Raw genomic sequence first — 12,289 nt, 5'->3', positions numbered from 1 at the left:
TCAGGGTATTGATGACAACAGACGCCGAGATCATAGGGAAAGACTCACTAGATGCAGTGCGCAAATGCATTGCAACTGGAGAGCTGCGCCCCAAATCGGAGCTTCTTAGATTTGTTGTCGGACCAGATCAGACCTTGGCCTTTGACGTTGCAGGTAAACTGCCTGGTCGTGGTATTTGGGTGAGCGCCAATAAAGAGGCGCTCACTCTAGCTACCAAGAAAAACCTCTTCAGCCGCTCGGCAAAAGAGCAAGTTAAAGTACCTGATAACTTGGTTGAGTTTGTTGAGAATGTGCTTCTGAAGCGCGTGATTAGCCTGCTCGGCTTGTCACGTAAATCTGGTGGAGCGGTTACAGGCTCTACAAAAGTTAAAGACTGGACGACGAGCGAACGCGCACGCATTCTGTTTCAAGCAAGCGATGGCTCACCACGCGAAAAGTCAAAGATTCGGCTTTGGGGCGATGGAAAAACATTTGAATGCCTCGCACGACACGAGCTAGGGGCCGCCTTTGGGCGAGAATTCGCAGTTCATGCGGCCTTAGATGCTGGAGGTTTGGCATCTCGTGTTATAGAGGAAGCAACAAGACTAGAGGGCTTTCGGCCCACCGCGCCCGACGGGCGCATGAAAGGATGAGTATATCGAATGAGCGATAGCGACGGCAAAAAGACACTTGGTCTCCGCGGCGGTCCGCGGTCTGGCAACGTAAAGCAAAGCTTTAGCCACGGGCGCACCAAGAATGTGGTGGTAGAAACGAAGCGCAAACGCGTTGTCGTACCCAAACCCAGTGTCGCGACATCGGGTGCGGGCGCTGGCGGAAACAAATCTTCTGCTGCTTCAAGCAACAGGCCTGGCGGCATAACCGATGCGGAGATGGAGCGTCGGCTGAAAGCTGTTCAGGCTGCAAAAGCGCGTGAATCAGACGAAGAAGAACAGCGCGCAGCTGAAGAAAAGCAGCGCGAAGAAGAGCGTATGCGTCGTCGGGCAGAAGCCGAAGAAAAAGAACGCGAAGAAAAAGAGCGTGAAGAGCGCGCACGCGCCAAAGCAGAAGACGATGCGCGCAAGCTTCGCGAAACGGAAGAAGCTGCAAAGCGCGCGGCTGCTGCACCTGCACCCGATGCAGACGCAGGCGCGAGCCGTACAGCGGCCAAGCCAATGGCAGACCGTCGCAAAGTCGAAACTAACGATCGCGATGATCGCAGCAAAGCCAATAAGGCTCGGGGCGACGAAGGCCGCCGTAGCGGTAAGCTCACTCTCAATCAGGCGCTTTCTGGCGGTGAGGGCGGACGACAGCGCTCAATGGCTGCAATGAAACGTCAACAAGAGCGCGCTCGCCAAAAAGCGATGGGTCAAAACGTTGAGCGTGAGAAAATCGTCCGTGAAGTTCAGTTGCCCGAAGCAATTGTCGTAAGCGAACTCGCCAACCGTATGGCAGAGCGTGTTGCTGATGTTGTTAAGGCCCTGATGAATATGGGTATGATGGTTACTCAGAACCAGACCATTGATGCCGACACGGCTGAGTTGATCATCGAAGAATTTGGCCACAAAATGACACGTGTTTCAGCATCTGATGTTGAAGATGTGATTAAAGAGGTGCCGGAAAACGCGGAAGACCTTAAACCACGTCCTCCCGTCATTACGATCATGGGTCACGTGGACCACGGCAAGACATCACTTCTTGACGCTATCCGCGACGCAAAAGTGGTTGCTGGCGAAGCTGGTGGGATCACGCAACACATCGGTGCCTATCAGGTCACAACAGAAAGTGGTGCGGTCTTGTCGTTCCTGGACACACCAGGTCACGCTGCCTTTACCTCTATGCGTTCGCGCGGCGCGCAAGTTACGGATATTGTTGTTCTTGTTGTTGCAGCCGATGATGCGGTGATGCCTCAGACTATCGAAGCGATCAACCACGCCAAAGCGGCTAAGGTACCGATGATTGTTGCAATCAACAAAATCGACAAACCCGCTGCAAACCCGACCAAGGTACGCACTGACTTGCTACAGCACGAAGTTGTTGTTGAAGCCATGTCTGGTGATGTTCAAGACGTAGAAGTGTCGGCAATCACAGGACAAGGCCTTGATGAGCTGCTCGATGCCATTGCCCTTCAAGCCGAAATTCTGGAGCTGAAAGCAAACCCAGATCGGGCTGCAGAAGGAGCCGTTATTGAGGCACAACTTGATGTTGGACGAGGTCCTGTTGCAACTGTTCTGGTTCAAAAAGGAACACTCCGCCAAGGCGATATCTTTGTCGTTGGTGAGCAGTTCGGTAAAGTTCGTGCCTTGATCAACGACAAGGGCGAGCGCGTACAAGAAGCTGGTCCATCTGTGCCTGTAGAGGTTCTTGGCCTGAATGGCACACCAGAAGCTGGCGATGTACTCAACGTAGTAAGTTCAGAGGCACAGGCCCGCGAGATTGCTGAGTATCGTGAGAGTGCAGCCAAAGAGAAGCGTGCTGCAGCAGGCGCTGCGACGACACTTGAGCAGCTGATGGCGAAAGCAAAGGATGACAAAAACGTCACCGAAATGCCAATCGTTATGAAAGCCGATGTACAAGGTTCTGCTGAAGCTATCGTGCAAGCGATGGAAAAAATCGGAAATGACGAAGTTCGCGTTCGCGTTCTGCACTCTGGTGTTGGCGCAATCACAGAAAGCGACGTCAGCCTTGCTGAAGCCTCCGGCGCACCTGTGTTTGGCTTCAACGTTCGGGCCAATGCGCCTGCGCGTAACAGTGCAAACCAGAAGGGTGTCGAAATTCGCTACTATTCTGTCATCTATGATCTTGTAGACGATGTGAAGAAAGCAGCGAGCGGCCTGCTATCTGCCGAAATTCGCGAGAAATTCATCGGATATGCTGAAATTCGTGAAGTGTTTAAAGTTACTGGCGTTGGCAAAGTGGCTGGCTGTCTTGTGACCGAAGGCGTCGCACGTCGGAGCGCTGGAGTACGTCTGCTCCGCGACAACGTTGTTATTCACGAGGGTACGCTCAAGACACTTAAGCGCTTCAAAGACGAAGTGGCCGAAGTCCAGTCAGGACAAGAGTGCGGGATGGCCTTCGAGGCATATGACGACATTCGTGCTGGCGATGTGATCGAAATCTTTGAGCGCGAAGAGATTGAACGCAACCTAGATTGATTTCGCCCGAAAGCTAAATGAAAAAGGCTGGTAGGTTACCCTGCCAGCCTTTTTTCGTGTCGATCAGAAGTTACAAGGTCGCCAGTATACTCTATGTTTCCAACCCGAATGATAGCACGCCCGTTTTCAAGCATGCGAACAAAACAACCCTGAACATATACACCGCTAGCAACAATAATTGTCCGCATAGCATATCCTCCAAGATATTTGTGCTCTTGGATACCGCATCAGATCACTCAAAAAAAGTAAATTATGTGTTAATTCACAACCAGTCGCGTAAAATAGGGATCAAAGGGATATCCGCAGCAGGCATTGGATAATCTTTCAGCTTCTCTGCATGCACCCAAGCAAGCGCCTGGCCTTCCCTTGGGGATACAATCCCGTTCCACTTTCGGCAGGCAAAAAGAGGCATCAATAGGTGAAAATCATCATAGCTATGTGAGGCGAAAGTGAGCGGTGCGAGGCAACTGTTCCATGTTTCAATCCCGAGCTCTTCGTGAAGTTCGCGCACTAGTGCACCTTCCGGACTTTCTCCAGGCTCAACCTTGCCCCCAGGAAACTCCCAAAGGCCTTCCATAGACTTTCCTTTTGGTCGTTGAGCCAAAAGAACACGGTTGTCTTTGTCTAAAAGAGCGACAGCAGAAACGAGCACTACTTTCATGATCGGTAGTCCGCGTTGATCTCAATGTAGCCGTGCGTCAAGTCACAGGTCCAAACTGTTTTAGCGCTTTGGCCAAGCCCAAGATCAACCCTAACTACGATCTCAGGTAGTTTCATCAAAGCAGCCGCGTCTTCTTCGCGGTAGTCAGGGTTAACCCAACCATCCTTGGCGACAAGCACGTCTCCAAACCAAATCGAAAGCTTGTCCCGATCAGCAAAGGCACCTGATTTTCCAATAGCCATGACGATACGCCCCCAGTTTGGATCTTCACCAGCAATCGCCGTTTTTACCAAAGGCGAATTTGCGATCGCCATAGCGTGCATATGGGCGTCTTGCTCAGTTTGCGCACCCGTTACGCGGATCTCTACAAACTTCGTTGCGCCCTCGCCGTCTTTAACAACCTGATGCGCCAAATCGAGCATTACATCACGAAGAGCCTCTCTAAACTGTACATTTTCACGCCCAACGGAGACGCCACTTTTGCCAGTGGCGCATAAGAGAAGTGTGTCAGATGTTGAGGTGTCGCTGTCTACAGTGATCGAGTTAAATGTTGGGCCAGTCAGCTCATCCAATACAGTCTGCAAATCAGATTGGCCTATGGCAGCGTCAGTAAAAATATAGACCAACATCGTCGCCATATCAGGCGCGATCATGCCTGATCCCTTGGCAATCCCAGCGATATTAACCGTCTTGCCCGCCACGTCAAAGCTGGCACATGCTCCCTTTGGGAATGTGTCAGTTGTCATAATGGCTTTCGCAGCGTCGGCTATATTTACCTCTGACAAGTTGCTCTTGAGCCCTTCTAGAGCAGACACGATCTTGTCATGTGGCAAGCGCTCACCAATCACGCCTGTCGAGGACGTAAAAACACGGTTGGCGTCCATATCAAGTGCGGCTGCAGCTGCAGACGTAATTGCCTGAACCGACTGTATGCCAACAGCGCCAGTGAAGGCGTTGGAGTTCCCCGAGTTTACAATGATCGCTGCTTGACCACTCGCTTCGTCCCCAGTTTTCGCCTGACAATCAAGCACTGCCGCCGAGCGGGTCGAAGAGCGCGTGTAAACACCAGCAACCGTTGTGTCCTCGCAGAGCACCGCAAGCATGACATCCGTGCGGCCCGCGTACTTTACCCCTGCCGCGGCAGTAGCAAAGCTCACGCCCTTAATGACAGGAAGCACAGGGAAGTGCGCAGGCGCGAGTGGCGATACTTTGGTAATCTTGGCCATGAGCCTTTACTCCGTAAGCAGCGTGTCTTCTTTCAAGACGGCTGGGTCAATCTCTCCTTCGGAAACTTGCTCAATACTGCCAAGCTTCTTTAAGCGCTCTACTTCATCTTCGATCACAGTGTTGAAAAGCTCGCTCTCGAGCTCAGCTCTCACTTCGTCAAACGGAGGGACATCTGAGAGCCGCGTTTCGTTCAGTTTAATGACATGCCAGCCAAACTGCGTTTGAACAGGGTTCGAGATTGCACCGTCTTCCATTCCCGCAACGGCTTCTTCAAACGCAGGCACCATCATACCTTTACCAAACCAGCCAAGATCACCACCATTTGGCCCAGAAGGCCCCGTAGAACGCTCTTTTGCGAGCTCGGTGAAATCCGCGCCTGCAGCCAGTTCTTCAACTATCTTTTTCGCGTCCTCTTCCGTCTCCACAAGAATGTGAGCAGCCTTGAACTCTTTGTCGGGCGTGGCCTCAGCGTATTTTGCATCATAGGCGGCTTTTAGCGCATCGTCTGTGAGCTTCTCTTCAACTATCTGCTCAATAACCGTTGATGCTATAAGAGAGCGTCGTTCGTTTTCAAGGCGGCGCTGGACTGGTGCAGGTGCATCGCCTTCAAAACGGTTTGCAAGGATGGTCTGATTGACCAATTGATCCAAAATCGCCTTGAAGAGTACGTCATCGGGAAGCTGTAAATACTGCTCTGGGAGCCCACTGCGTGCAGCGGCCATATGGCCCAGTGTTATTTCCGTTCCATTCACTGTCGCGACGACCGTGCCAGAGTTTGGAGCAGTATCGTCAGCGTAAGCATAACTAGAAGCAAAAGCGCTCGCCAAAACCAGTGACATAATCTTGAAGTGTTTAGACATCATATTCCCTTTGTTTCATTCGCGTATCGCGCGCGGCGTTGACACTGCGAGAGCCGACCCTTACATCGCCTTAAGGCCAAGACACGCTATCTGTTCCACGCCGTTGTAGGACGCGCATATAACCGGAGCAAGCAAATGTCTTGCGACGAGATAAAATGAGCGGATCGGACTAAACATGCTTGGACTTGGATCACTGGCCAAAAAAGTTTTTGGCACGGCAAACGACCGCAAGGTTAAGGCGACAAAACCGCTGATTGACAAAATCAATGCGCTTGAGCCTTCTTTTGAGTCACTCAGCGATGAGCAGATTATCGCAAAAACAGCCGAATTCAAAAGGCGCGTCGCTGACGGCGAAAGTCTTGATGATCTCTTGCCTGAAGCCTTCGCCAACTGCCGTGAGGCCGCCAAGAGAGCCTTGGGCTTGCGTGCCTTTGATGTTCAGCTCATGGGTGGTATCTTTTTGCACCAAGGTAACATCTCGGAAATGAAGACTGGTGAGGGAAAAACGCTCGTTGCGACATTCCCCGCATATCTTAACGCACTCACGGGCAAGGGCGTACATGTTGTCACAGTAAATGATTACCTCGCTCGCCGTGACGCCGAGTGGATGAGCAATGTTTTTAGCGCGCTTGGCATGACGACAGGCGTAATCTACCCACAGCAGCCCGAAAGTGAAAAATCAGAAGCCTACGCTTCAGACATCACTTATGCGACCAACAACGAACTCGGCTTTGACTACCTGCGCGACAATATGAAATCAGAGCTGAAGCAAATCAATCAAAAGGTCCACCACTTCGCCGTCGTCGACGAAGTGGACTCGATCCTGATTGACGAAGCGCGCACACCGCTGATCATTTCTGGCCCTTCAGAAGACCGCTCGGAGCTCTATATCGAGATCGATAAACTCATTCCTGAGCTGACCGAAGAGCACTATAGCCTCGATGAGAAAACTCGCAATGTGACCTTCTCTGACGAAGGTAACGAGTTCCTCGAGCAGCTGCTACGCCAGCGCGGAGTATTGGAAGAAGAGCAGAGTCTTTACGACCCTGAGAGCACAACAATTGTGCATCACGTCAATCAGGGCCTACGTGCTCACAAGCTTTTCATCAGAGACAAAGACTATATCGTCCGCAACGGCGATGTTGTTTTGATTGACGAGTTTACGGGCCGCATGATGGCGGGCCGGCGCCTTTCAGAGGGGCTTCATCAAGCAATCGAAGCGAAGGAAGGCTGCAATATTCAGCCCGAAAACGTAACTCTGGCTCAGGTAACCTTCCAAAACTACTTCCGTCTCTATGACAAACTTGCTGGCATGACCGGAACCGCCACAACAGAAGCCGAAGAATTCATGGAAATCTATGGACTTGGCGTTGTCGAAGTTCCGACAAACAAGCCCATTGCACGGATAGATGATGACGATGCGGTCTACCGGACGGCGCAGGAAAAGTACGCCGCCATTGTTGAGACGATCAAAGAATCCAATGCCAAAGGCCAGCCCATTCTTGTGGGCACGACCTCGATTGAAAAGTCTGAGTTCCTGAGTGAGATGCTGACCAAAGAGGGCGTGAAGCATAATGTCTTGAACGCGCGCCAACACGAGCAGGAAGCACAAATTGTAGCTGATGCAGGCAAGCTTGGGGCCGTCACAATCGCGACCAATATGGCCGGCCGCGGAACTGACATCAAACTTGGTGGCAACGTTGAATTCAAGATCATGGAGGCCATCGCTGCCTCCCCTGAGGATGACAACGAAGAAGTTCGCGCAAAAATTGAAGCCGATCACAAAGATTGGGAGCAAAAAGTCAAAGACGCAGGCGGCTTGTTCGTCTTGGCCACAGAGCGCCACGAAAGCCGCCGTATCGACAACCAACTGCGTGGCCGCTCGGGCCGCCAAGGCGACCCAGGGCGCTCATCGTTCTATCTTAGCCTTGAAGACGATCTGATGCGCATCTTTGGCTCGGAACGACTTGATAAAGTCCTTTCGACGCTTGGCATGAAAGAAGGCGAAGCGATTGTGCACCCTTGGGTCAACAAGTCACTTGAGCGCGCACAAGCCAAAGTTGAAGGCCGTAACTTTGACATCCGCAAACAACTTCTCAAGTTCGATGATGTCATGAACGAACAGCGCAAAGTGATCTTTAGACAGCGCCGTGACATCATGGAGGCGGCTGATCTTTCAGCGATCACCCAAGACATGCGCAATCAAGTTATTGATGATCTTGTTGATGAATACATGCCGCCCAAAACCTACGCCGACCAATGGGACACAGAGGGCCTCTATGCCGCCTGTATTGAAAAATTAGGTATTGATGTCCCAGTGATCGATTGGGCCGCAGAGGAAGGGGTGGACGACGAAGAGATCACCGAGCGGCTCGAAAAAGCCAGCGACGAGTTTATGGCTTCAAAGGCCGCTCACTTCGGCCCTGAAACCATGCGGATGATTGAGAAGCAGGTCTTGCTGCAGACAATAGATAAGAAATGGCGTGAACACTTGCTAACGCTCGAGCATCTGCGCTCTGTAGTGAGCTTCCGTGGGTATGCACAGCGCGATCCTCTCAATGAGTATAAGAACGAGGCCTTCCAACTTTTTGAAGGCATGCTCGACAGCTTGCGTGAAGACGTCACACAGCAGCTTGGCCTTGTACGCCCGCTTTCAGAAGAAGAGCAACAGCAGGCTCTTGCGATGATGCGAGAGCGTGAACAAAGCAGCATGCCGCAAGACAAAGCTAGCGAGCTCGCCACTGCCCCCGCAGAAGGCTTTGTCGAGAACGACCCCAACACATGGGGCAACCCCGGACGCAACGAAGAATGCCCTTGTGGGTCTGGCAAGAAGTTCAAGCACTGTCATGGGCGCGTCTAAAGCCACCACAGAAACGCCTGAATGACTCCGTGCTTTTGCCCTAAGAGTGCCCAAATTTTTAACGAAACTGTCTCCGAACCTTTACGGCGGAGGCAGCTATGCCCGACTATAAGAGATATGGAATTGCTGGCGCAACACTGGCTACGATCTTGCTAACAGGGCAGATCATGCAAATCACGTCCGCGACAAATCATGCTAGCGCAGCTGATGTGCAAGCTATGCCTTTGCCCGTCGCGATCTCAGACATTAAGTTGACAGCGGCAGATGAAGCAACGCTTGTGACAGCCTCTCTGGACAGCTCTTTGGCAACCTCACAAGGCACACAGCAGCCCCTGACAAGCGAGACTTGTAAAGTGACGCTATCAGGGACACCGATCGCAGCCGCGCTTGTGGATCTGGAACTGTCTGCCCCCTGCGCTCCAAACGAACGCGTGGTGATACACCACAACGGTATGATGTTTTCAGACGTCACAGACGGAACTGGTATGTTCAGCACAACTGTTCCCGCTTTGAACGAAACAGCCGTGTTTATCGCTTCGCTAGCTGGCGGCGCGGGCGCTGTGGCCAATGTGACGGTAGAGGAGATTTTCTCTTATGACCGCGCAGTGGTTCAGATGCAGGGCAATTCGGGTATCGGGCTCCATGCACGTGAATTTGGCGCTGAGTATGGCGATCCCCGCCACATCTGGAGCGAACGCCCAGGTGATATCGTGGATGGCGTGACCGGGCATGGTGGCTTCTTAATCCAACTTGGTGACAGCAGCCTCGAGAACCCGCTCGTTGCCCAGATCTATACCTTCCCCTCTGGTATGGCGAAGGAGATCGGTGATATCGCTCTCAGCGTGGATATCGAGATTACTGCAAGCAACTGCGACAAAGACATTGAAGCCCAAACGCTTCAGACAAGCCGTGGCGAAAAGATCGCGGTTCAGACTTTGGACATGTCTATGCCCACTTGTGACGCCGTTGGTGACTTTCTAATGTTGAAAAAGCTCGTCAATGACATGAAGGTAGCTTTCAACTGACCGTCACGTTGAGAGGCTCTTTTGATGAGTATTAAACGTGCGGCGTATATCGCCGCACTTTTCATTTTTAGCTCTGTGCAATCACTCATTGCTCAGGATGTGACACTCACATCTCGTGACAAGTCTGTTCAAATCAACGGGAACCTCTTGGGCTTTGACGGGCAGTTTTACCGCGTTGAAACGGACTATGGCGAGCTGACTGTTGACGGATCGGGTGTGGACTGTGCTGGCCCAGGCTGTCCAAATTTGAGCGCCTTTGTTGCAGAAGTAGACATTTCAGGTGCGGCTGAAATCGGAAGTCTTCTGTTGCCTGCCTTGATCGAAGCTTTCGCAGCGAAGAACGGATTCAAGACTGAGCGCGAAGGCCAAAGTGAAGAAAAGTTTAGCATCACCCTCTCTAAGAAACCGGATGAGACCACACTGGCTCGCTTCTTTTTTAACATTAGCTCCAGTGGTGAAGGTTTCGCAGACCTCCTTGCAGACCAAACCGATATCGTAATGTCGACGCGTGAAATAAGCACGACGGAACGCAAACTCGCCCGAGAAGCCGGCATGGGAGATATGACTCAACTTGGCCGCGCCCGAGTTTTGGCTCTTGATGCGTTGGTGGCGATCGTTTCAAATCAAAACCCAGTTGAAGACATCAGCGTTCTGGAGCTTTCTGAAATATATTCAGGGAAGCTCAACAATTGGAAAGAGCTCGGTCCGCAAGAGGCCGCGATTACGCCCTATCTGCGAGACATTGAAACAGGTTCGGGGGCGGTAGCTTTGCAGCGGCTTCTGCTCAAAGAAAACCAAACATCTGGAAGCGAAACACGGTTTTCAACTGATAACTTTGATCTGTCACAGCGCGTGTCTATCGACCCTTTCGGGATCGGGCTTGTCGGGCGTTCAGCGACACTGGACACCAAGATCCTTACACTCACAGGGCCCTGTGGCCGCTCTTTGAGGCCAACACGTCGCAATGTCAAAACAGAAGACTACCCTCTCACAACCCCCTTGTTTTTATACCTTCCTGCAAGACGTCTGCCCAAGATCATGCGCGAATTTTTGAGCTATACTCGCAGTCCGGCTGCGCAGCTGGTGATACGTCGCGCTGGGTTTGTTGATCAGGCGCCTGAAGAAATATCTATCGACTTTCAGGGCGATCGTTTGGCCAACGCCATTTCAGTCACTGGAGAAGAAATCACTTTGGAGACAACGCGTGTCATGATTGGCACGTTACGCAAGATGCGAAGACTGACAACATCCTTTCGTTTCGAGACTGGATCTGTGAGGCTTGATGCGCAATCTCGATCGAATGTGGAGCAGCTGGCCAGCGCTTTGGAAGCAGGGATATACGACGGAAAAAGCCTTGTTTTTATTGGCTTTAGTGATGGCAAAGGCCCCGCCGCAGCCAATCTGGAAATCTCTCGCCGGCGGGCCGAAGTTGTGAAGAATGCGATCGAGAAAGCCGCGGAAACGGCAGATTTTACTCAGCTCGACGTAAGCGTTCAGGCGTATGGTGAAGCGATGCCTATGGCCTGTGATGATACCGAATGGGGGCGCCAAGTGAACCACCGTGTCGAGGTTTGGATCCGCTAAATCAGACCAGCCGCGCGGAAGCTCAGCTCGGTTGATTTTCCTACAATCAAGTGGTCATGAAGTGTGATTCCAAGAGCCTGTGCTGCACGCTCAATTTGGGCTGTCATTGAAATATCTTCAGGCGACGGTGTCGGATCACCTGACGGGTGATTATGTACTAAAATCAGTGCACTAGCATTTAATTCTAGAGCGCGTTTGACAACCTCACGAGGATAAACAGGGACATGATCAACCGTTCCAGAGCCCTGTTTTTCGTCAGCGATGAGAGTGTTTTTACGATCGAGGAACAATACGCGGAACTGCTCTGTGTCGCGGTGGGCCATGGCGGTATGGCAGTAGTCGATTAGGGCCTCCCAGCTGGACACAACCGGGCGTTGGAGGACGCGGGAGCGGGCAAGGCGCTGCGCAGTTGCGGCAACGATTTTTAACTCGCAGATAACGGCCTCACCGACCCCTTTAACTTCCAACAAACGCTCGGGCGACGCGGTTATTACACCGTTGAAATCATTGAATTTATTTAGTAAATCTCGTGTGAGTGGCTTTACGTCACGGCGCGGGATGGCGCGGAAGAGAAGAAGCTCGAGAAGCTCATAATCAGGCATCGCATCCGCCCCGCCAGACAGAAAGCGGGCACGAAGCCGCTGGCGATGATCTGCGATATAGGACGGAAGCTTACCCTCTGGAATCGCTTGAGAAATCACCACTTCATCGCTCTCAAAGAGCGGTAGTGAAGCTTCAGAAAACTGGTGGCGCTGTGACATGAGAAAAGCCTGCCTGAGCAGGGTGAATAAGTGGTTAATTTTGAAAAGGTTAATGATTCGATTTGAGAAAATTTGGGGGGTGAAAAGCGTGCACAACCCGTGCACCGCCTTTTCAAAACAGCCAAAAAGATCAGGTGTTACAGCTGCGTACGGTCCTCGTTAACCAAAAAGAAAGGGCGC

General features: G+C 51.9%; 9 protein-coding genes. 5 read left to right on the top strand and 4 right to left on the bottom strand.

What is annotated here, in order from left to right:
• The first annotated feature begins 11 nt into the window (after window positions 1-11).
• Both DSM117340_RS15620 and infB read left to right on the top strand, forming a co-directional pair.
• The gene (locus tag DSM117340_RS15620; protein WP_089893832.1) at window positions 12-632 is read left to right on the top strand and encodes an RNA-binding protein; all 621 of its coding nucleotides are present in this window, start codon (window positions 12-14) and stop codon (window positions 630-632) included.
• 9 nt (window positions 633-641) lie between these two features.
• Window positions 642-3,131, top strand: a complete 2,490-nt coding sequence (gene infB, locus DSM117340_RS15615; RefSeq protein ID WP_271437371.1) for a translation initiation factor IF-2 — start codon at window positions 642-644, stop codon at window positions 3,129-3,131.
• A 262-nt stretch (window positions 3,132-3,393) separates the two neighbouring features.
• On the opposite strand, the gene DSM117340_RS15610 is transcribed toward infB, so the two are convergent.
• Genes DSM117340_RS15610 through DSM117340_RS15600 form a run of 3 tightly spaced genes read right to left on the bottom strand, consistent with a single transcriptional unit; the run spans window position 3,394 to window position 5,879 of the window.
• Entirely contained in the window at window positions 3,394-3,792 is a 399-nt protein-coding gene (locus DSM117340_RS15610; RefSeq protein ID WP_089893827.1) for a (deoxy)nucleoside triphosphate pyrophosphohydrolase, read from the bottom strand.
• Complete coding sequence (gene argJ, locus DSM117340_RS15605) at window positions 3,789-5,018, bottom strand: bifunctional glutamate N-acetyltransferase/amino-acid acetyltransferase ArgJ (protein WP_089893824.1); 1,230 nt, start codon at window positions 5,016-5,018, stop codon at window positions 3,789-3,791. Before argJ ends, DSM117340_RS15610 begins: the two co-directional genes overlap by 4 nt.
• Before the next feature lie 6 nt (window positions 5,019-5,024).
• Complete coding sequence (locus tag DSM117340_RS15600; RefSeq protein ID WP_271437370.1) at window positions 5,025-5,879, bottom strand: peptidylprolyl isomerase; 855 nt, start codon at window positions 5,877-5,879, stop codon at window positions 5,025-5,027.
• A gap of 175 nt (window positions 5,880-6,054) precedes the next feature.
• Here DSM117340_RS15600 and secA point away from each other — a divergent pair, with 175 nt between their 5' ends.
• The 3 genes from secA (at window position 6,055) to DSM117340_RS15585 (ending at window position 11,348) form a co-directional block, all read left to right on the top strand.
• Window positions 6,055-8,739, top strand: coding sequence for a preprotein translocase subunit SecA (secA, locus tag DSM117340_RS15595; RefSeq protein WP_089893821.1), 2,685 nt, complete (start codon window positions 6,055-6,057; stop codon window positions 8,737-8,739).
• 98 nt (window positions 8,740-8,837) lie between these two features.
• Window positions 8,838-9,764 (top strand): hypothetical protein, encoded by a 927-nt coding sequence (locus DSM117340_RS15590; RefSeq protein ID WP_089893819.1) that lies wholly within the window; start codon window positions 8,838-8,840, stop codon window positions 9,762-9,764.
• 24 nt (window positions 9,765-9,788) lie between these two features.
• Entirely contained in the window at window positions 9,789-11,348 is a 1,560-nt protein-coding gene (locus DSM117340_RS15585; RefSeq protein WP_354689809.1) for a phosphate ABC transporter substrate-binding/OmpA family protein, read from the top strand.
• Here DSM117340_RS15585 and radC read toward each other — a convergent pair.
• The gene (gene radC, locus DSM117340_RS15580) at window positions 11,345-12,109 is read right to left on the bottom strand and encodes a DNA repair protein RadC (protein ID WP_089893815.1); all 765 of its coding nucleotides are present in this window, start codon (window positions 12,107-12,109) and stop codon (window positions 11,345-11,347) included. The genes DSM117340_RS15585 and radC overlap by 4 nt on opposite strands.
• Between the last annotated feature and the right edge of the window lie 180 nt (window positions 12,110-12,289).

The sequence above is a fragment of the Lentibacter algarum genome (genome assembly GCF_040580765.1).
Lineage (GTDB): Bacteria > Pseudomonadota > Alphaproteobacteria > Rhodobacterales > Rhodobacteraceae > Lentibacter > Lentibacter algarum.
The sequence above is the reverse complement of the archived record's forward strand: the minus strand, read 5'-3'. Positions and strand labels throughout refer to the sequence as shown.